Raw genomic sequence first — 22,108 nt, 5'->3', positions numbered from 1 at the left:
CCTGTACCTGGAGTAGGGAAGATCAGTTGTTGATATACTGAACCTCCTAATAAGCCAACCGGAATGCTTAATGTAGTGAAGTTAGTGGTGTCTAAATCTATATCGTTATTTGGATTCTGAACAGAGCACAGTACGCAACCTAATGTTGTACCATTTACCTGTGAAGTTGGTACGTTACAGTTAGGGTTAACGATTGGGCCTGTAACAGTTATTGTTACTAATATCCTGTTAGAGATACAACCACCAGAAATACTGTCACCAGCATAATAACTGTAGGTGCCAGGAGTATTGAAGGCTGGAAGAGTGATGGAACTTCCTCTGCCTATCGGAGCCTGGGTTGTATCGCTATACCATAATACGGTACCACCAGAAGCAGGAGAAGCTACTAAGGTAACAGGTGTACCGGTACTTACTGAAACGCTCTGGTTTACTGTTGGAGGAGCAGGTACACTGGTTACGTTTACAACTGCAGGAGCCAGGTTACCGGCAGCATTTTCGCAGGTAGTATCACCACTTACACTTACATAATAGGTATAAGTGCCCATTGTTAATCCGGTAATGGATAATTGGCCAGAAGAGTTTATTGCGTATGTAACACCGCCAACAGTACCATTAGTAATTGGATTGTTTTTATTAGGATCGCTGTACCATTTAAATACAGGATTCAATACACCAGTAGCAGTTGGAGTGATTACAGCAGTTCCATTAGTACAAGTATTGGTGGTAGACGGAACAGTTATATTGGAAGGAGATCCTAATGGACGAACAGTGACTTTTACCGGGATACGATCAGGATTTGCGCAATTGGCATTATTTGCATCAAATACCTGAATATAGTAAGTAACCACACCTGGAGTTCTGAGTGTATCAGTTGTATAGGTGTTTTGGTTACTTAAAGCAGCCCCGCCGGTAGAATCAGCAAACCATTGAATATTGGTACCGGCAGCAGGAGTAGCCTGTAATGTTGCAACAGAACCCGCACATACAGTAACATTATTTGAAATGGCTGTAGGATTTGGAGCTACGATTCTCGCACCATATATATTAACTGTTGTAAGAGCACTTAGTGTGCCTTTATACAGAATTTGTACCCTATCAAAGGCTGCTCCTGTTGGAACTGTTACGGTAAACCTACCACTTCCAATATCCAGGATGCGTAAAGACAACAGACTGGATATGGTATCCTTTCGCACAACTGTTGTATTATTAGCGGAAGTAATAACGATACCACTTAGTACCCCTAAGTTTGCCAACCCGGCAGGATAAGCAAGATCGAGTCGGATACTATCTGTTGCAACACCAGGAGTTGGGAATATCAATTGTTGATATACCGCACCCCCTAATAAATTCACCGTAGCATTTAGGCTGGTAAAGTTAGTAGGGTCATTATCAATATCGTTGCCTGGATTTGAAACTGAACACAGCACGCAACCCAATGTAGTACCATTCACCTGACTGGTAGGTACATTACAACCAGTTGGAGGCGTAACCGGACCGTTTATAGTAACTACAACCGGCACACGATAGGATCTGCAACCACCAGGCAGCTGTACAGCAGCGTAGTAGGTGTAAGTACCCGGAGCGTTGAATGGACCCACAACAGTTGTTGCTCCTGTAGCTATTGGTGCGGCAGTAGTATCCTGATACCAAACGATGGTGGCGCCTGAAACAGCAGCAGCAGTTAAGGTAACAGGAACACCTGTGGATGCATTAACTGTTGGAACTACGGTAGGAGGGGCCGGAGCAGTGCCCATAGTTACCATTACATGCGCACGTTTACCAGGGTCGTTTTGACAATGGTTACTATCTGATACAGCTACAAAGTAGTTATAGGTACCCATAGACAACCCTACTATAGATAGGGTTCCATTACCGCTGATAAAATATGTTGCCGTACCATCTGTTTGTCCATTAGTAATTGGAGCATTGGTACTATTATCCTTATACCAGGTGAATACCGGATTTTTCGTTTCTGTAGGAGAAGTTGGAGTAATACGTACAGTATCTCCCGGACAATATTGTACAGGAGATGGTACACTAATATCACTTTCTACAGAAGTAGGGTTCACTAGTACAGTGACTAATGTTTTTGCAGATTCTGTCGTACAGGTTTTTCTGGTAGCAGATACATAATATTTATAAGTACCAGGAGTTGCAACCTGAGCACCCGACAATACCAGGCTATCGGCTAAGGAAAGTACAGTTGTTTGTGTAGAATCATACCAGGTGTACGTAAGATTCGTCAAATCAGGATTACTTACATATAATGTAAGTGGTGTATTAACACAGGTTGATTTGACCGTTCCTGATCCGGAGGAATTAGGTCCGGGCCCGACTCGTTGTATTTCGTGTACATTAATTGAAGAAAGAGCACTTAGCGTACCTCCTAATCGCACTTGTATACGATCGAAAGATCCCGAAGCCTTAAATGATAATGTTTGAATTGAAGTACTTCCTGACAGTAAGTTAAGTACTAATAAAGCGCTGCTACCTGTCACACTATCGACAACTGTAGCACCATTATAAGTAAGGATAGTGAAATTTTGCAATAGGGCCAGATTCAGTAGGGAGCCGGATTGGGATATCAGAATTCTTACTGAGTCGCCCGGTGCAGATAATCCTGGGAAAATGGCAGTTTCCTGTGCATAGTTACCTAAAGCGGTTACCGTAGCATTTAAAACAGAGAAAGTTGAAGGGTCTCCATCAATTGCCAATGGCCCGTTTGTCACACCTCCTAAAGCACCGACACTACCTACAACACCAGTTAATAAATCAATAGCTTTATCGCAGGCCACAGGACCTGTTGTGGTTTTTGTATAAAAAGCAGAATAAATATTGATGCTTTTTGCGGCAGATAATAAGCCCCCATTCAGGGTTAATCTTACTCTGTCAAAAGCTACACCCGGGGCAGGGAATGTTAAATATGCCTGGTTTCCGGAAGCCAATAAATTCAGGCTTAACAGGCCTGAATTTACTGTGATTGGAGAACCTATTGCAGTAGTTCCATTATATGCTTGTAAAGTTATCTCACCTAATACCCCTAATGATAATGCAGAAGCCGTACTACCAACTTTGAGTGTTATCGGGGTGCTTGGACTGGGAACTGGGGCATTTGGTCCATTAGAGAAGACCAGTTCCTGGTAAACACTTCCTAACAGGCCGGCAGTAATATTCAGCGTTGAAGCTGTATACTGGAATCCGGGCGTGTTATCCACCGCATTGGGTCCATTAGTTACACCACAGCTCACACAAAGCAGTCCGGCGGTGGAACCATTTTGCTGATCGGCATATACTCTTGTAGTATATGTTTGAGCCCAGGAATCAGATACACTGAAACCAAAAATCAGGATCAACAACAATAGGCTCTTTGCAGCCAGGGATATGGCTCTGTTGAATAGAGCAGCAACACTAGCTTTCACAGCGGTATTCCCCTTCGCAAGCGGGAAACAGAAAAAGGCAGTAAAAGGGCTATTAGGAGTAGCTTTTGAATGCATAGCATCAAATATTTGAACAAGAATATTTCAGTTTCATTGAGACCCAACAAAACTCTAAAGGGAAGGCAGGGAGGTTAGGAATATCTTTGGGGAAAACATATAGACTATATGATATCTGTATATTGTCCGCGATTAATTGTTAATAAAGTGTAAAAACGGTACGAAAGTAAAATGTAGAGGTTATATATGAAAAGGTCTTTTTATTCATTCTGTAGCTGGAATTCAATGCATTCAAAGTGATATATTTTGTTCATTTCATTCATTCGAAAAACAACAATTAGTATTTTATTCATTATCCAACTGAATACTGTATTACAGGGCTTTATCTCAAAAAAAAGTTATGTGAATTTTTCTAGTATTATATTCTAAATACATAGATTAATATCTCCCTCTACTGCCACATTATTGCACTGATTTATTACGATTTATATATGATATCAACTTTTCAAATAAATAATACAAATAGATAATTTAAATTAAATTATAATATATAACTACGCATTAAGTCCATAATTTTAGCTGTTCATTCAATTTTACTAAATCTAAAAGTCATCCCGCTACGTAACTTTTAATTGTACCGATAATTTCCAAAATCCATTTATTGTCCCCTATGATTGATTTATCCTATGACTTTATTGCTACACTGCAGAATGAAGTTTTGCGAAAATTTGGTGTAGAAGTCATGTTGCCGGGAGATTGCAAACATCTCTCTCAGTCTATATTGGATACTACAACTAAGCTGGTGAGTGAAACTACGCTTAAAAGAGTATATGGATTTGCTGTGGCTCAACACAGCTTTTCCCGGTATACATTAAATACCCTCTCTCAGTATTGCCAGTATAAAGATTGGGAAGACTTTCAGCAACATCATTACAGATTAATGAATGTTAGCCAGAAAACTACCTGCACTAATACTAATGTTACATTAGATAATAGTAAATGGTCTGAGCTTAAATCAAAAGCCGATGCCATCTCACATTATACAATGCTAACCCTTAAAAACAGGTCCGGAATCGCCTTCCCAAACACCGTTCATCGCCCTTTCTGTAATGCCCATATAGAGAAATTCCTGGAAAGTGATTACGCCGCAACTGCTTTAATCGCTCCTTCAGGCTGGGGTAAATCCCTCTCTTTAGTGCACCTGGCAGAACATTTCTGGTTTGGAAAAGACGCCCGTTATAAACAAGATGTCTGCTGGTTTGTACACGCCCATGCCGCCGGTAGCCTGTTGCTCAAAGGATTCTCACTATCTTCCTGGCTCGATAATCAAATGAACCTCGGCAATGGTGAAAACTTCAGGGAATATTTTGCCAGCCATTTCGATAAAAAGAATGGACGCCTTATATTAATAATAGACGGATTTGACGAAATAGCTATCGCAGGTGAAAAACTTCGCCTCCTCTATTCAAAACTCGAGGATTTCGTTTACTCTAATGATTTATATCCCTGGGTTAAAGTAATCCTTTCTATCCGTAGCAGCACCTGGGCCGAAATCTTCCAACACTCCCAACAATATCCAGCCTTCAGAAGATATTGGTACCTCGGCGCCGAAATGGATGAAGAAACAAATATTAATATGCCTCGCCTCACCGAACTTGAAGTGAGGTCCATATTATATAACCATCAATTCGATCCGGCAACCGTAAGACTATTCTCTGAAAACTTCCTTCAGAAACTAAGATATCCTTACTATCTGCAATTATTCTGTCAACTAAATAGTGGACAGGAAAAAGCATTTGTAGACGAACACCTCAGCCTTTTCGAAATCGTTTCCCGATTCATTCAGCAAAGAGTCTTTAATTCACAAAGCAATTCTTTCAAAATAAAAATCATTGAAAAATTGCTCACATTATTAAAACTCGGACAAGCAGGTATTTATACCGATAAAAACCTACTTCTGAATCAAAATGCCGATCTTTTCCCTGCATATAAAGAACTACTGGCCGACAACATTTTAGTTGAAGAAAATCTTAGCCAGGAAATCATGTTCAATGTTAAAGTCAGATTTGCCCATACCATGCTACTGGAATATTTTGTAGCTATGCACTATCTGAAAAACAATGAACAACAAATCACTGAACAACTCTTACTAAGTATCCTCCATCATTTACCACAATCGCCCTACCGAATCGGCGTTTTCAGATGGCTGCTCAGATTTGCCATTAATCACGCTCAAGTAGATGGTATTGTTAAAATGATGCATATACCACTTACTGATACAGAAAAATCCCATCTGTTGGAATATCTGGTATTACACTACCAACATGATGGTAATAACCAGGGCGATCTGAAATCTGTATTCCCTACCGGCTTCTTTAAGAAAAATCCGCTTAGTCCGCTGATCAGCGAAGAATTTACGCATTTTAGAAAGCGTAAGGTACTGACAGCACTATTAAATCTCGCAGAATCCAGGGAAGATAAACTGAAAATCAGAAGCAAACTCTTCTTTATGTCGCTGCTCCAACTGGATGCAGAACAATGCGAAATTGAATTGAATAGCATTAAGAAAATTTATGGACCGGAAGAATTTGAAGATGAACTTTGGGTGACCCCTTATGAAATCCAACTCTGGATCTATGAATTTCTGAAATTCGGTATCGTAAACGAAGAAATCAAGGAAAAAATTTATAGCTATTTTAAATACTGGAGAAAAGGTGGGAAAAAACAAATTTCTGAAGCTAAAGAAATTGTACTCAGAAATATGTGTATAGTCTTTCAATTACTTGGTGACTATGAACATCTCCTGACCTTTACCATCAGCATATTTGAATCATATCCATTCCTACAACACAGAAAGACCGATTCACTTCGAATGCACCTACTATGCTGCCAGGCTCATGCTCATTTAAGTTTAGGACAAACCGCTCCCGCAGAAAGAATTTGCAGACACACCGAACAAGTATTTAAAACCTATTCTGCAGATTTTGTCGGAGGAAAGTACCTGGAGAATATCCAGAAAATGCTTTATGCAGGCGTCTACTTCAGTGAGCATGAGTTTAATAAAGCCATAAGAACTGCTGAAAGTGCAGTTGAAAATGCCCAGAAACTAGATTTTAAAATTCTGGCCCTTATGAACTTTGGTCTGCTCAGTAAGATTTATCAACAATTAGACATGGATAAGCAGCAGAATGATACCATGCATCAAATAGAATTAATCAGAAAAAGTACTTCTTTTAAACAAGCCGTTTCAAACTTTGCTAGGATTATGGCATAATTTTGCTTTATTGCGAGCATAATGGCCATTGATCAAAGTAAATATTCCTGGAAGCAGAAAGTAGTGTTCAACGTGTTAAGTCTTTTAACACTGCTTTCTTTTGCGCCCTACATTAACCGTTTCCTGCCACCCATCGTTTTAAACGGCTGGCATCTGGATCTGATTATTGCTGTAGTGGCTTGTCTGCTACTCCTGTATTTCATCAAATGGCTATTCAGACCCATTATCATTCCATTTTTCCTAATGGTTTGCTGTACCGTTTTTGTTACCTGGGCTACCAATCAATATTCCTTTACCAATGTTCTTAACGATTATAAAGGAATGGTTCAAGGCAACCTTAGAGCAAAAGACAGCAAACAAATAGATATCCTAAGCTTATATCCCCGGCGCGTGGAAAGCTACAGAGATAAAACAGTTAGAGGAATCAGAGAGAAAATTAACTTTCAGGACTCTGTTGTTCGTAACTTCTCCGTGACTCACTCATTAGACTATTTTGATGAATACTATTATAAATATGGTAAAATAACCCGCTTCCTCTCCTTATTTAAATACATTAATAATCATTTTAAATATGTATTAGATTCCAGGCGTGATGAATATTTTGCTAATCCAAGAGAAACTATTCTGAATGGCCTGGGGGGAGATTGTGACGACCACTCACTCTTAATGACCTCCTGCCTCCAGTCTATCGGCGCCAGATGCCGGATTGTATTAATAAAAGGACACGCTTACCCCGAACTATATTGCGGAAGCAAAACCGAGTTCGAGATTATGAAACAGGCTATCGTTACCCTGTTCCCCAAACCTCCAATTAAAGAAATCTACTATCACGAGCTAAACGGGGAATATTGGATAAATCTCGACTATACTGCCAGAAATCCGGGTGGTCCGTATATGAATGATAAAGTTTATGCGCTTATTGAGCTCTGATACTTAAATTTGCGCAATGACCCGATTTAGTCGCATTCGAAAACATCACTCATTTTTTCGATTTAAAAAGGAGTTCGAGCAATATAGCTTAAAGAGCGCTAAAAGCTATGAACTACTGTTACACTGGCTTCATAGCAAACTAACCCGTAATCAGTTTTTATTATTGTCAGGTATCTTCGTGGGTTGTACTGCCGGATTAGCAGGAGTTTTATTAAAAAGCCTCGTACACTATATTCATTATATTATTACCAATAAGGTACATTTCCAGACCCAGTTAATATTTTACATGATATTTCCGTTCCTGGGAATTGTACTTACCACCCTGGTTGTAATCTGGTTTTTTAAAGGTCAATCGCGAAAGGGGATTCCTGCCATTTTACATGAAATTGCCCAGAATTCCAGTAATATACCTCCCGTTAAGATGTATTCTCAGATCCTGCAAAGTGCTATCACTGTTGGGTTGGGAGGATCTGCCGGTTTGGAAAGTCCTATAGCCGTTACCGGCGCCGCTCTGGGGTCCAATTACGCTAAAACCTATAAATTGGATTATAAGGAAAGGACCTTACTCCTGGCTGCCGGAGCTACTGCTGGTATAGCCGCTGCTTTCAATGCTCCAATTGCCGGGATGATGTTTGCTTTCGAAATATTACTTACAGGTGTTGTTTTTTCCGACTTCCTCCCTTTAATTGTTGCCGCCGTTTGTGGTAGTTTACTATCAAAAATCATATTACAGGAAGAAGTATTGTTTCATTTCGAATCAAGAAATCCTTTCAATTATCATAATGTTCCTTTTTACCTGGTATTAGGACTACTTGCTGGCTGCTATGCCAGATATTATGTTGTGATTTCACAGAAAGTAGAACATTTCTTTCATCGCCTGAAGTGGACAGCCCTTCAAAAAGCCATACTGGGCGGGATTATAGTTTCTGCATTTTGTGTGGCACTTCCACCTTTATTCGGAGAAGGCTATACTAGTGTAAAATCATTAGCTTCCGGTCATGGCGAAATTATTTTACAGAATAGCTTCTTCAGATATTTCCCAATAGAAAGCTGGATGCTGATCGCATTCACCGGCTGTGTTTGCTTATTAAAAGCTTTTGCCGCTTCTGTTACCATTCAAAGTGGAGGAAATGGAGGAAATTTTGCACCATCCCTATTTGCCGGTGGATTTCTGGGCTTCTTCTTTGCAACCGTTTGTCAGCAAGTTGGATTTGAAAATGTTCCGGTAACCAATCTGGTAATTGTTGGAATGGCCGGAGTAATGGCAGGAGTGATGTACGCCCCATTAACCGCCATCTTCCTGATTGCCGAATCCAGCTCGGGCTACGATCTGTTTATACCCCTAATGATAGTAGCTACCATCTCCTTTCTCATGGCAAAATGGTTTTCTCCGATAGCTCCTGAACTCAAAGAGCTGGTAAAGGCAGGAAAAGTATTTACCAAAGCCCATGACAAAAACATCCTCTTGCTGCTAAAGCTGGAAGAGCTAATGGATACCGATATTCAGCGGGTAAATAAGGAGTCTTATTTAAGGGAAGTAATTGACTTAATCAAGGTGGGCAATAAAAATCTAATTGCAGTTGTAGACAATGACCAACATCTTGAAGGAATTATTTTAATTGATGAAATACGGCCGGTACTTTTTGAACCTGAACTTTATGATACTGTCACTGTTAAAAAATTGATGCGACGCCCTCCTGCAATTGTTGGTATCAATGATAATATTAATTTAGTGATTAAGAAATTTGAAGATGTTCAGGTATGGACTCTACCGGTGGTTCAGGAGAAACGTTTAATAGGCTTTATTTCTAAAACAAACATTCTGAATAAATACAGAGCCTTGTTACAGGAATACTCGGAAGCATAACAATAACAACAGGAATTGAAATCCCAAAGCCATGGCGAGCGTTTTGATAAACTTTGCACATCCGGCTCTGGAAAAATCCAGAGTACATGCGCAGTTAATGCCGGCCGTTAAAAGTATACCTGGTGTAACTTTTAACGATTTATATGAAAACTACCCTGATCTGGATATTAATGTAGCCAGAGAACAAAAGCTTTTACTGTCGCACGATATAATTTTATTCCAACATCCTTTTTACTGGTACAGTGCACCAGCCATCATTAAGCAATGGATAGATCTGGTACTTGAACATGGATGGGCATATGGCCGGACCGGGAAAGCCTTGCAAGGCAAAGTAATGGGAAATATAATTTCGGTTGGCGGCCCTGAGCAGTCTTATTCTCCGGAAGGGCATCATCAACATACGATTCATGAGTTTTTGCTGCCCTTCAGACAAACGGCCAGGCTATGCAACATGGAATATGCAGCCCCTTTTGTGGTCTTTGGAGTTCATAAATATGAATACGAAGATATAAGAGAACATTCGAGGCAGCTTACTGAAACAATAAAGAGATTGCAGGCAGATAATTTTAATATCTCCTCCTTATCTCAACTTTCCTATCTATATCAAATTCTTCAATTACCAGCTCAAACCCAACAATAATTATGGATCAGCATTCTTTATTGTTTCAGTCGATGGTTTATCTGGCGGCAGCCATTCTTTTTGTTCCAATAGCAAAGAAGATTGGGTTAGGTGCAGTGTTGGGCTATTTATTAGCAGGTATTATAATTGGTCCCTCTGTTTTAGGTTTTATAGGTAGGGAAGGAGAAGACATTATGCATTTCGCCGAATTTGGAGTGGTGATGATGCTTTTCCTGATTGGAATTGAGCTTGAACCCACCTTGTTATGGCGGATGAGAAATTCCATACTAGGGTTGGGCGGATTACAGGTCATTCTCACTGGGGCAGTACTGGCAGCGGCGGCCTATTTATTTGGGCAACCCATCAATGTTTCGCTGGCACTGGGAATGATACTTTCACTTTCTTCAACAGCGATAATTCTGCAAACGCTGAATGAAAAAGGTTGGATGGGTACCATAGCCGGACAAAGTGCCTTTTCTGTATTGCTATTTCAGGATATAGCAGTTATTCCAATGCTGGCTATATTTCCTCTATTGGCAACTCACGTGGTAGCTGATGCGGCACAGGAACATTCATTAAGAGACAATTTACCCGGGTGGGCCCAAACCCTGATAGTTCTGGGAGCAGTAGCAGCCATCATTCTGGCAGGGAGGTACCTCATCAGGCCATTGATGCGAATAATTGCAAGAACCAGAGTCAGAGAGTTATTTACTGCCAGTGCCTTGTTAATAGTTGTAGCAATTGCAGTACTTATGAATCTGGTAGGATTAAGTTCAGCATTAGGTGCATTTTTAGGAGGTGTTGTACTAGCCAATAGCGAATACCGGCATGAACTGGAGAGTGATATCGAACCCTTTAAAGGATTACTGCTTGGCTTATTCTTTATAGCTGTTGGCGCATCTATCGACTTCAAACTGATAGTCCAAAACCCTTGGCTCATACTCGGGCTGGTACTAGGTATAATGGCAATAAAAGCACTTGTCTTATTTTCTCTCGGGAGGATTTTTAAATTAAGTATTGATCAAAATTTATTATTCTCGTTTGCCTTGGCTGATATAGGTGAATTTGCATTTGTATTGTTAGCATTTAGTCATCAGACCCGTTTATTAAATGCAGAAACAACAGATATGCTTACTGCAGTTGTTGCAATAAGTATGGCATTTACACCACTGGTAATCCTGTTTTATGAAAAAGTAATTCAGCCTCATTATACCAGATCTGAAAGAACAGAGGATAGAAAACCGGATGAAATTACGGAGAAGCACCCTATTATCATTGCAGGATTTGGGCGTTTTGGAAGCATGACAGGCCGCTTTTTACGGGCTAATGGCATAAACGCAACCATCCTGGATCTGGATTCTGATAGGGTAGATGCCCTGCATAATATGGGTATTAATGTTTATTATGGTGATGCATCCCGATATGATTTACTGGTAGCAGCAGGAGCTGCAACCGCGAAGATATTGATCATTGCAACAGACCATCCCGACCAAACTGTTGATATCGTGAAGATGGCCCAAAAGTATTTTCCGCATCTTCAACTACTGGTTAGAGCTTCAGGAAACGAAGATGCTTTTGAATTGATGGATTTAGGTGTACTCCATATTTATAGAGAAACAGTGGATACTTCTCTTCGTTTAGGAGTAGATGCGCTTAGAATGTTAGGGGGTAGGGCATACAAGAGTGAGAGAGCTTCCCGAACATTTTTCAAGCAGGATGAAAAAACCCTAAAAGGGTTGTCGGCACTCCGCGACGATAAAAAGCAATATATCTCTTCAATGAAAGAGCGAATAGAAGAAATGGAGAAATTAATGGCGGCAGATAGAATGAAATCCTGGTTAGATGATCGTCAGGGCTGGGATCCGGATACTTTACGTGAAGAAATCCGCAAAACAGAAGATTAATAATTCATTAGAAAAGTCATTCAAGTAGGGTGACACTTAATTTCCGGGTTGTAAATATTTGATTATCAAATCAGAATTATATTTAAAACATGATGATCTGATTATTTAATCCTCAAACTCTATCTATTCCCGTTCAATCCATGTTTGCATTAAATTTCTGAATTGCGGGTAGATCAACATCTAACTCATACCAATATGATTGACAATGAGTCCGGCTATGTGATGTAATAACTCTATATCAACTGTATGTAATTGATCATGTAGAGGCTTGCTGGCAACCGCTCTCACATACCCTTCTTCATCAGGTTCGAAAGTAATTTCCTGATCTGCTACTACCACTCTGTATACTGTTTTAAATTGTTGATGCAGTGTTTCTACATACAGTATATGTGGTTTTCCCTTGAATTCGAATTTTAATGTAAATGTATCGGACATCTGTTGTCTAAAAATTTATGTTATTCCTGTCTCTGGTGTGAATAGCGTTTCATCCTATTTTTTTCTTCCCTTGAAAAAAAATGAATTAACCACACAGAGAAATATGCTAATCCGCTAATTATCAATATATAGCCTATAAAGCCTAAGGTATGAAAGATCTTAAACCAAATCCAGTCATTCATTAATGCATAATTAGCTAAGATAGCGAAAAAGATACCGGTTAAAATTAATACTATCGCGACTTTCTTCATGGGGGATGTTTGGGATGTTAATAAAAATCTGTTTCCGTCCTATGTTCACTTACTGATTTCTACTATTCTTATTTACGTGGATTATAAGCAAAATGGATGTCAGAGTACTAAAAAAATTTCAGCACTCTGACTATATAACGCAATAGTATATACGATTGTTACAGCTGTAGCCTTATTCCTAATTTATTCAGCCCCTTCACCAGGAAGAGCATGAGTACAGAAAAGCAGGCCGACCAAATTATCCCGGTAGTTCCTTCCATGAGTATAGCCGGCAGGGTTATTCCGGCCAACATCAGGGCATAAAAAACTATGTCAGGCAGTAGATAAGTTAATAAAGGATTAGATGCAACCGGCTGGATATAGGAAACCCATTTATTGATTTGTTTAGTCTCAATCAGCCAATGTAAAAATGAATATATTACTACACTTATTGCAGCACTATATAAAGCCCAGCTTGGAGTAGCCCTGTTTTTTGAAATTTCAAAAGCAGGTCTTAACAGAAAAGCCGCAGTAATCAACAGAATTAAATAGCCGGTGATTCTCGAAAATAATCTTCTACCCTTCAAATCAATATCTTCATCAAAATAAAATAATGATACCAATAATCCGGAAAGAACAATTGCAGTATGTGTAAGATTTCTTGATTGCAAACGTATCCAACCAGTACCGGGATGATCGAGCTTCTGCAGTAATGTATAGCCAACTACACAAACTATAATCATCAACATAATACCTCCTGCTCTCCCTTTAAATAATTGATAAATGATACATGCATACAAGTATGCCCATCCTATTAAACCAAGAATACCCCACCAATGTGGAGCAAGATATTTGCTGGTGCTGTCGGTTCCCCGGAAAATAACACCTAAATACACTAACCCAATGATACCTATAGCACGAAGTGTATAGGTTATCCACACTTGTTTAATACGATAGGCTTGCCATACAAGGATTGCACAGCAATAAAAAAGCAGCGACCATACAGCCATACTCATACCTGTTGCTGCGGCATCTACATATTCGGTATTGGCCATAAAAATGCCAAGTGTTATTAGTCCAATCGTTCTCCAGATTATATGCCCCTGCAGTTTCCACCATCCATCACCCTTAGCCAAACGTGCATTAATTCCAAAAGGGATCGACATGCCTACAATAAACAGAAATGCAGGAAATACAACATCAACAAAAGTCATTCTGTCTTCATTCTGATGTGCATGCAACATCCAGGACGGAACTCCCGATACGCCAGATACATTATTAACAAATACCATTACAAGAATTGTAATTCCGCGAAACGCATCTATAGATAGGATTCGACCTGATTTCAGATTGTTTATCATAAGAATAGAAAGGGATGAATTTTACAATTTACAATAATAAACCATGAATTTACAATAGAGAGATCGACCGCTGACCCAATTTTCAATCAACAGATTACAAAAAAATGCTACCTTACCTCACTAACAAAATCTTCACGCTTCATATGATGAAACACACCCTCAACGGAGCAGGAATTATGCTTGGAGTTTCCCTATTCCTTGCATGTAATCAAGGGCAAAAAGATCAAAATGCCCAATCCTCTCCAGATGCCGTTGCCGTTAATGTTGATACCACAGTAAATCCCCGACAAGACTATTTCGATTATGCCAATGGTGGATGGATTAAGCGTAATCCAATTCCTCCTGAATATAATTCCTGGGGAATCGGTAACCTGGTAAGAGAAGAGATTTACAAACGCTTGCTTACAATTAATGAGCATGCAGCAGCTAATCCTTCTGATCCCATCTCCCAGAAAATTGCAGCTTTCTGGAAAAGTGCAATGGATAGCACCCGCGCAAATGCTGATGGTATTAAACCTATCGAGCCAATGCTCAAAGCTATTGATGCCACTACTAATATTGAACAATTAGTGCAGCTTATTGGCCAAAACAGCAATGCAACAGGCATGTTCTGTGATATGTACATAGGACAGGATGCTAAAAATAGTGAGTTAATTGCTGTGCAGTTTTACCAGGGAGGCCTGGGATTACCAAACAGAGATTACTATTTTAATACAGATGCCCGCACCTCTACTATCCGTAATGCCTACCCAGCGCATGTTTCCAGGATGCTACAATTTACCGGCATGGATAGTATAGCTTCCAAAAAAGCCGCGGAACAAATTATGAAGCTGGAAACTATTCTTGCTAAATCGAGCCGCAAACTGGAAATGTTACGCGACCCTGAAGCAAACTACCATAAAATGGCAATCGGTGGCCTGAATAAAATTGCAGGAAATATCGACTGGTCTGCCTTCCTTAAAAATCAGGGTATTACCAAATATGCAGATACCGTAATTGTAGGCCAACCAGAATTCTTTACAACTTTAAGCAATGCTATTAAGTCTGAACCGCTGGAAGCCTGGAAAAACTATGTGAAGTGGAATCTTATCAGTGAAGCCGCTCCTACTTTGAGTGATACAATTTCAAATGCCAATTTCGAATTTTACAACAAACTGATTGCAGGGCAAGACAAGCAAAAACCACGCTGGAAGAGAGTTTTAGATGCAGAAGAAAGATATCTCGGAGAAGCTCTAGGCCAATTGTTTGTTAAAGAATTCTTCAACGAAAAAGCTAAGAAGAGATACGAAAACCTGGTTGAAGAAATCAGAGGAGCGCTTAAAGACAGAATCGAAAAGCTCGACTGGATGAGCGATAGCACCAAACAAAAAGCCCTCTACAAACTTTCCAAGATCACTAAAAAAGTGGGATATCCTGATAAGTGGAAAGATTTCAGTGCTATGGAAATCAAGGAGCAATCATATTATGATAACGCTATTGCCGGTAAAAAATGGTGGCATCAATATTACGTTAATAAACTAGGTAAACCGGTCGACAGAACAGAGTGGGATATGTCGCCTCAAACCTATAACGCATACTATAACCCTAGTAACAACGAAATTGTGTTGCCGGCAGGTATCTTCACCGTACCAGGCAAATTGGATGAAGAACTGGATGATGCCATCGTATATGGCTATGCAGGAGCTTCAACTATTGGGCATGAAATTACCCACGGCTTTGATGATGAAGGCCGTCAGTTTGATGCTGATGGTAATCTGAAAAGCTGGTGGACAAAAGAAGATGAAAAGAAATTCAATGAACGTGCAGCTGTAATGATTAAACAGTTTGATGGTTATGTGGTTGTTGATTCTCTACACATCAATGGTAAGGCTACTTTAGGCGAAAATATTGCCGACCTGGGTGGTATACTTTTAGGCTGGGATGCATTTAAGAAAACAGAACAGTTTAAAAAAGGAACCCCGATTGCAGGATATACACCTTCTCAACGTTTCTTCATGGGCTATGCACTTGGCTGGCTACATCATACCAAAAAGGAAAATCTGGCAAGAAGTATATTAACAGATGTACATTCTCCTGCTAAATTCCGTGTTAATGGTCCATTTAGTGATGTAGATGCCTTCTACGAAGTATATGGCGTTCAACCAGGTGATGGGATGTACAGACCTGATAGTTTAAGAGTGAGAATCTGGTAAATTATAATACTTTAGGAGCCGATAATTCGGCTCCTTTTTTTAACCCAAAATAGCATGAAACCCTTTCTATATACCATTGTAATATTATTCTGCGACACTGGTTTATTTGCCCAACAACATTATATATGCATACCTGCTTCTTCCCCTGTTAAAATAGATGGAATATTAAATGACGAAGCATGGCAAAAAGCACAATGGACTAACGATTTTGTTGATATAACAGGCTCTCCATCTTTGACCCCCAAATTTAAAACCAGGGCCAAAATGATATGGGATGATCAATATTTATATATTGCCGCAGAACTGGAGGAACCAGCGGTTAGCGCACACTATAAGAATCGGGATGACTTATTATTTAAGGAAAACGACTTTGAAGTTTTTATAGATCCTGATGGTGATGCCAACGACTATTATGAGCTTGAAATTAATGCTCTTAATACCGTAATGGATCTATATCTTTCCAAACCCTACAGAAGTGGAGGCAAAGCCCTTATCAACTGGGATGCAAAAGGGATGAAAACCGCAGTTCATGTTTCTGGCACATTAAATAAGCCGGGCGATAAAGACCAAGGATGGACTGTTGAAATGGCCATCCCATATTCGGCTTTGAGCTTTATGGATAATTCGGTTAAACCCTCTAACGGAAGTATCTGGCGCATGAATTTTTTACGCGTAGAATGGGATCAGGAAATCAAGGATGGGCAGTATACTATACTCAAAAAACCAGAGCATAATTGGTCATGGTCGCCACAAGGAATAGTAAATATGCATTTGCCAGAGAGATGGGGATATGTAAAATTTACTACAGAGGCCTCCGACACAAGCTTTCAGCTACCGGCTTCCATTAAGGAGGAACAAGTATTATGGCAGGTATTTATAAAAGAAATGATGTACAGGTGGCAACATCAGAGATTTGCCCAGCTTGCGGAATTAGAGCTACCAGACCAGCCATATAAAATAACCCTTGAAGCAACAACTATTCAGTTTGAGGCAACAATAAATAACTTATCAGTAAATCAGGATGGTAGATTGATACGCAAATAAAAATGGCCTCGAATAATCGAGGCCATTTTTGTTTTATAGTTCATTCGTTGGTCGGTCGGCCAATGCTTTACCGAAATCCAAGTTCGGTTTGTTACCCATCTTAATCACCATATTCCCACCTTTTGCAAGGTCTGAATGCTTAATATAGCTTTTAGTATATGGTTTGCCGTTTAAAGTGATGCTTTGAATATAGATGTTATCGGCACTATTATTCTGTGCTTCAACGGTAAATGTTTTTCCATTACCTACATTCATTGTACTCTTATCAAACAACGGGCTACCAATTACATATATGCCACTAGCCGGATTTTCAGGGTAGAAGCCTATGCTGGAAAATATGTACCAGGACGACATTGCACCACAGTCTTCATTTCCTGCCAGTCCTTCCGGCTGATCGAAGTAAAATTCTTTCATTACCTGGCGTACTTTTTCAGCCGTTTTCCATTGATAACCCGAAAAAGCATACATATAGGTAACGTGATGACTAGGCTCATTACCGTGAGCATACATACCTATCAGACCAGAAATATCACTGGAAGCTTCAGCACCCATATCACCTTTCGCGGTAAAGAGACTATCGAGTTTCCGGGTAAATGCTTCATCGCCACCCATAAGTTGAATTAATCCTTCTACATCCTGAGGTACCAACCAGGTATATTGCCAACCATTTCCTTCAGTAAAGTCACCTTTTTCATGCACTGAGTTGAATGGATCGTAAGGAGTTTTGAAGGAACCATCGCTTAATCTTGGGCGTACGAATTTAATGGAGCTGTCGAAATAATTTTTGTAGTAGCCAGCCCGTTTTTTATAGTATTCGTAATCTTCCTGCTTACCGAGTTTCTTGGCTACGGCAGCAATACACCAATCATCAATTGCATATTCCATTGCTTTAGAGACAGATTCATATTCTTTATCTGCAGGAATATATCCCAGTTCCTTTACGTATTTCAGTCCGAATTCATCTCTGTTTGAAGTAGTTTTCATTGCCTCAAAAGCAGTATTAGCATCAAAGCCTTTGAATCCTTTCAGGAAAGCATCAGCAATCAGCGGAACGGCATGATAACCAACCATACAGTTAGTTTCGTTACCCATCAGATGCCATACAGGGAGTTTTCCTTGTTGCTTGTGGATGGTAAGCATCGTGTTAACGAAGTCACTAACTTTCTCCGGATGTACGATGGTATTCAAAGCGGCCCAGGAACGATATACATCCCAGAGTGAAAACACTGAATAGTTATTAAAACCAGGGTTTGAGTATTCTTTTTTATCAGTTCCTCTATATGCCCCGTTATGATCATTAAATAATGCCGGAGCAATCATGCTATGATAGAAAGCGGTATAAAAAACCCTACGAGCAGCAGCATCTTTTGTGCTAATCTGAATTCTTGACAATTCTTTCTCCCATTTAGCATTAGCCGCATTTACCACTTTAGTGAAATCCCAATCCGGAATTTCGGCAGTAATATTTGCAAGGGCATTAGCACTACTTACCGGAGAGATACCTACTTTAAGCTTCACTTCTCCAGGTGATTTTTCAAAAACGATCACACCTTTTGCCTGTTTAGCTTTTACTTCTGTTCCTTCTTTAGCGGTGTTATTGTCGAATACCAGGAATTTTTTGATAGGGGCAGAGGACTTAATTGTGAACCAAACGCGTTGATCAGCGGCCCATCCTTTAGAATAACGATATCCTTCCAACGTGTAGTCATCCACCTTTTTGATAAAAGTTTCAACAGGAGCATCCCATCCGATACCTTCATTCAGGTCGATGATGATATTGCTTTGGCCTTGTTTTGGGAATGTATAGCGGTGGAATCCAACCCTTTCGGAAGCCGTTAATTCAACTTTAATATTGTAATCGTCGAGTTGTACGGCATAATATCCCGGACGTGCAATTTCCCGATCATGGGAATAATGAGATCCATAGCCTGAAGTTGGGTTGGTTTGTGTTCCTTTTTCAGTTCTTACAGCTCCTGTGTAAGGCATGATTAACACATCACCCAGGTCTCCGATTCCTGTACCACTTAAGTGCAATTGAGGAAATCCGACTACTACACTATCTGAATAGTGGTATCCAGAGCACCAGTCCCACCCTTTTACGATGTTAGTAGGGCCTACCTGCACGGCACCAAATGGAACACTGGCACCAACAAATACGTGTCCATGGCCTCCGGAACCGATGTAAGGATCTACATTGGCAAGAAGTTGACTTTCTTTAGCACCAGGTAAAGGGGATAATTTTTGTTGTGCGCCTGCCAAATTGCTTATTAATAAAGAAGAAGACAATAAAGCGGCACTACCTATTTTAAATACTGGGTACATAATCAAAAACCTTTAATAATTGCAGCAATTTACGGCCTGATTATTATTTTTTCCAGTATTTTTTCTACCCGGCTACTGTTTTCAGCTTATTTGATGTTAAAATTGTATCGGTTGGTTTGCTTAGGAACTGTTTAGTATAGATTTCGTAGGCCAGTCTGAGATACATTACAAGGCAAGGTAAAGCCTTTATTGCATAAGGAATGGCTATATTGGTTCTAAACCAAGGAGTTAGCAAATCGGAATGGCTAAAGCTCACCAATAATATAGAGAAGAATATGTATATATTATTTGCTCTTGTTGCAGGTTGGATAGCATACCAGATACAAAGAGCTGGTACGGCAATGATATAGGTTGGTGATTCCGCGCTGGTACTGAAAAGTACTGGAAATAATAAAGCAGAACATAATATATACAACCGATATCTTGAATTGAATCTATACTGCAAGCGTGTATACTGGAGCATGAAAATTAAAGTGGCAGGGATCAAAACCGCCATGTTACTTAACCATGGAATATGGAATACTCTCTTAATAAATCCACCTGCTGAAAGATCCTGGAATGTAACAAAGCCATCAACATTAATTGCATTTTTATGTACCAGAGCTTCAATCCACTCTACATATGAATGGACAATATAGGTAGGAGAAGAAATAGCCATAGGCAATACAAACAAAACAACCGACCATAGGATTAATGAATAGATAAAACGCCATGGATTCGGGCTAAAAAAGAAGAATGCCAGACCTACTATTCCATAAAATTTAGTGAGTGTGCCTAATACTATAAAAAAGGCGGCCCACATTTCCTTTCCTTTAATGGTATAGACAAAGGTTAGAATAATGAATGCACCGATATATTGATTAAGTTGAAACCAGGTGCTGGCTCCCATCATTTCCTGGGAACATAGTATTAACACAACACCTTGCTGAATTCTGGTGATAGGAAGTTTGCGAATTGCAAAGTAAAGCGCTGCAGTTCCCCCCATCGACCATAGTAAGGCTCCAATACCTATTGGTAGCAGAGCAAAAGGGGCAATCACCAGACTAAATACAGGACCATAAAGATTTACGTCGTTGTATTCGTTGGGATAGGGGATATATAGGGGTAACTGATCGCATACGTGATAGAAAACGTTCCTGAATATTACATAGTTATTGTAACTATTTCTGGTTACTTCTAAAATGGCACTAATAAAAGATAATCCAAACCATAGTATGAGGATCACCCATTCCTTTCCTGCTAAGTAAGTCAGCACATTCCGTTTTTCACGCATATCTGGTAATTTGTAGATTAATGCTACAGTACGAAGATATAACGCAATTGTTCGGGCTTCCCCCTAGCAGAAATTACAAATTATTCCATTTCAGACCATTGTCTTGACTGTTCATTTACGGAATATCTAATTCCGGCAACCAAAAGGAATAGAATTGTTATTGCTAAAAGCGATAAGAGTAGAAACATGACATTCTCGATTTTCAGACGTATAAAAGTAAATAATAAAATGATTGCTGCATTTTCAGTGCAGAATAATAGCAGTAAATGAAAAGATATTCAATAGAAAATAGGAAAAATAGTATCTTTTAATTTAATAAATTGAGGAGATGAAACGGAACCCTAAATGGCATGAAGATGAAATTATTTTGGCTTTAGATCTATATTTCTCCCCAGATCGGGGTATCATAGATAGCAAAAACCCAAAGATTATTGAATTAAGCGAGTTGCTCAACAAGCTTCCATTGGGGATTGATAAAACTGATGAAGAAAAATTCCGGAATGTAAACGGAGTTACTTTAAAGCTATCCAATTTTGCAGCAATTGATCCTACTTACAAGGGGAAAGGAATGCTTAGGCACTCCAAACTTGACAGGCAAATTTTTGAAGCCTTTGTACACAAAAAAGAAACTCTTCATCAAATTGCAGAATCACTTAAAAACATATCAAATAGTCCATCACTTGTAGAAGCTATTTCAAAAATAGAAGAAGAAGATGAGGAGGAAGAAGAATATAATGGTGCTATTGAAGGAAAAACCCTTCAGAAGCTTCATAAAGTTTATGAAAGAGACCCCAAGATTGTAAAAATGAAGAAAAAAGAGGTCTTAAAAGCCCTAGGAGTACTAATTTGTGAAGTTTGTGGTTTCGATTTTCATCAGTTCTATGGCTCACATGGAGAAGGATATATTGAATGTCATCATCGCATTCCATTAGCAAATTTAAAAATGGTCAAGCATACTAAATTAGAGGATTTGGCTCTAGTTTGCGCCAACTGTCATAGGATGTTGCATAGAAATAAGAATAAACATACAGTGGAAACACTTAAAGAATTATATAATATAAATCATATTTCTTCATAGCTCATCCAAAATATTCCTATCGATGAGCTAGAACATTATTAATAAGCTCAATCACAAAAATCTGATTGGAGACTATAAAATAAATTGTGTAAACAGATAATCAACTGATCAAATTCGACATCTGTTTTCAAAGATAGTAATATAT

Annotated in this window: 13 protein-coding genes; 8 read left to right on the top strand and 5 right to left on the bottom strand. The window is 39.3% G+C overall.

The genetic code is table 11. The features are described from left to right. Positions 1-3,494: Ig-like domain-containing protein (locus tag DVR12_RS11150; RefSeq protein WP_147323446.1), on the bottom strand; the 3,494-nt coding region annotated here is incomplete at its 3' end. A 610-nt stretch (positions 3,495-4,104) separates the two neighbouring features. On the opposite strand from DVR12_RS11150, the gene DVR12_RS11145 reads away from it, so the two are divergent. The 5 genes from DVR12_RS11145 to DVR12_RS11125 are packed head-to-tail and all read left to right on the top strand — an operon-like array spanning position 4,105 to position 12,028. Further along, positions 4,105-6,708, top strand: coding sequence for an NACHT domain-containing protein (locus DVR12_RS11145; protein ID WP_116975762.1), 2,604 nt, complete (start codon positions 4,105-4,107; stop codon positions 6,706-6,708). Between the two features lie 21 nt (positions 6,709-6,729). Next, positions 6,730-7,638 carry a transglutaminase domain-containing protein gene (locus DVR12_RS11140; protein ID WP_116975761.1) on the top strand — a complete coding sequence of 303 codons (909 nt, stop codon included), beginning with the start codon at positions 6,730-6,732 and terminating at the stop codon, positions 7,636-7,638. A gap of 16 nt (positions 7,639-7,654) precedes the next feature. Next, positions 7,655-9,505, top strand: coding sequence for a chloride channel protein (locus tag DVR12_RS11135; protein WP_116975760.1), 1,851 nt, complete (start codon positions 7,655-7,657; stop codon positions 9,503-9,505). A gap of 31 nt (positions 9,506-9,536) precedes the next feature. Then, positions 9,537-10,145: an NAD(P)H-dependent oxidoreductase gene (locus tag DVR12_RS11130; RefSeq protein WP_116975759.1), complete on the top strand. Its 609-nt coding sequence runs from the start codon at positions 9,537-9,539 to the stop codon at positions 10,143-10,145. A 2-nt stretch (positions 10,146-10,147) separates the two neighbouring features. Next, positions 10,148-12,028, top strand: coding sequence for a monovalent cation:proton antiporter-2 (CPA2) family protein (locus DVR12_RS11125; protein ID WP_116975758.1), 1,881 nt, complete (start codon positions 10,148-10,150; stop codon positions 12,026-12,028). Positions 12,029-12,208: 180 nt separating this feature from the next. Here the strand turns inward: DVR12_RS11125 and DVR12_RS11120 are convergent, their stop codons facing one another. Continuing rightward, positions 12,209-12,463, bottom strand: a complete 255-nt coding sequence (locus DVR12_RS11120; RefSeq protein WP_116975757.1) for a hypothetical protein — start codon at positions 12,461-12,463, stop codon at positions 12,209-12,211. A 409-nt stretch (positions 12,464-12,872) separates the two neighbouring features. Beyond that, a complete protein-coding gene (locus tag DVR12_RS11110; protein ID WP_116975755.1) occupies positions 12,873-14,054 on the bottom strand; it encodes a DUF5009 domain-containing protein in 1,182 nt (393 codons plus the stop codon). A 143-nt stretch (positions 14,055-14,197) separates the two neighbouring features. Here DVR12_RS11110 and DVR12_RS11105 point away from each other — a divergent pair, with 143 nt between their 5' ends. Both DVR12_RS11105 and DVR12_RS11100 read left to right on the top strand, forming a co-directional pair. After that, positions 14,198-16,246, top strand: a complete 2,049-nt coding sequence (locus tag DVR12_RS11105; RefSeq protein WP_199417086.1) for a M13 family metallopeptidase — start codon at positions 14,198-14,200, stop codon at positions 16,244-16,246. Between the two features lie 54 nt (positions 16,247-16,300). Beyond that, positions 16,301-17,290 carry a carbohydrate-binding family 9-like protein gene (locus DVR12_RS11100; RefSeq protein WP_116975754.1) on the top strand — a complete coding sequence of 330 codons (990 nt, stop codon included), beginning with the start codon at positions 16,301-16,303 and terminating at the stop codon, positions 17,288-17,290. A gap of 33 nt (positions 17,291-17,323) precedes the next feature. Here the strand turns inward: DVR12_RS11100 and DVR12_RS11095 are convergent, their stop codons facing one another. Together DVR12_RS11095 and DVR12_RS11090 are read right to left on the bottom strand one after the other, a co-directional pair. Continuing rightward, the gene (locus DVR12_RS11095; RefSeq protein ID WP_116975753.1) at positions 17,324-19,612 is read right to left on the bottom strand and encodes a GH92 family glycosyl hydrolase; all 2,289 of its coding nucleotides are present in this window, start codon (positions 19,610-19,612) and stop codon (positions 17,324-17,326) included. Between the two features lie 64 nt (positions 19,613-19,676). Further along, positions 19,677-20,885: a glycosyltransferase family 87 protein gene (locus DVR12_RS11090; protein ID WP_116975752.1), complete on the bottom strand. Its 1,209-nt coding sequence runs from the start codon at positions 20,883-20,885 to the stop codon at positions 19,677-19,679. 328 nt (positions 20,886-21,213) lie between these two features. Here DVR12_RS11090 and DVR12_RS11085 point away from each other — a divergent pair, with 328 nt between their 5' ends. After that, positions 21,214-21,963 (top strand): HNH endonuclease, encoded by a 750-nt coding sequence (locus DVR12_RS11085; RefSeq protein ID WP_116975751.1) that lies wholly within the window; start codon positions 21,214-21,216, stop codon positions 21,961-21,963. Positions 21,964-22,108 lie beyond the last annotated feature (145 nt).

This window comes from Chitinophaga silvatica, assembly GCF_003419895.1.
In the GTDB taxonomy this organism is placed as follows: Bacteria; Bacteroidota; Bacteroidia; order Chitinophagales; family Chitinophagaceae; genus Chitinophaga; species Chitinophaga silvatica.
The sequence above is the reverse complement of the archived record's forward strand: the minus strand, read 5'-3'. Positions and strand labels throughout refer to the sequence as shown.